1 pseudogene is annotated in these 596 nt (G+C 65.9%); it reads left to right on the top strand.

Annotation, left to right across the window (positions count from 1 at the left end):
- Positions 1 to 203: 203 nt before the first annotated feature.
- Positions 204 to 596: pseudogene (locus tag ABG80_RS10005) on the top strand (IS21 family transposase); the annotation flags it as partial.

Genomic DNA, 596 nt, shown 5'->3' with positions numbered 1-596 from the left:
TGTCACCGACCGGCGTAATGGAGCCACTTCGTGATCGGCATATTGGAGCCAGCCGATGATCGGCGTTATGGATCCAGTGCGTGATCGCCGTATTGGAGCCAGCGGCGGATCGGCGTAATGGAGCCAGTCTGCGCTGACTGAACAGCCTCCCGAATCGATTCGGGCCATCTCTACCCTGTGGGCTTTTTGCCTGGAGACAGGGGATGGCCCGCAGGAAATTCGAGATGCATCACTACCGACAAGCCCTGCTGCGCATGCGTCAGGGCGACTCTGACCGGGACATCGCCGACGCCAAGATCATGGGTCGGCGCAAGGCTGGCCAGTGGCGTGCGCTGGCCCAGGCGCATGGCTGGCTGGATGCCCAGGCGCCGCTGCCCGACGACGAGGCCGTGGCGGCCGCCCTGGTGCCACCCAAGCGCGCCAGCACCACCGTCTCCAGCCTGGAAGAACATCGTGCGAAGGTGGCCAGTTGGGTCGAACAGAACGTGCCCGGCACCGCCATCCACCAGGCGCTGCAGCGTCAGCACGGCTGGACGGGCAGTTACTCGGCCGTGCGCCGCATGGTCGCTGGCATCCGGACCACCCTGCCGCCAGAG

Origin of the sequence: Aquabacterium parvum, from assembly GCF_001447195.1 — a bacterium.
GTDB classification, from domain to species: Bacteria; Pseudomonadota; Gammaproteobacteria; order Burkholderiales; family Burkholderiaceae_C; genus Aquabacterium; species Aquabacterium parvum.
Note: the sequence above shows the minus strand (reverse complement) of the source record. Positions and strands in the feature narration are given on the sequence as shown.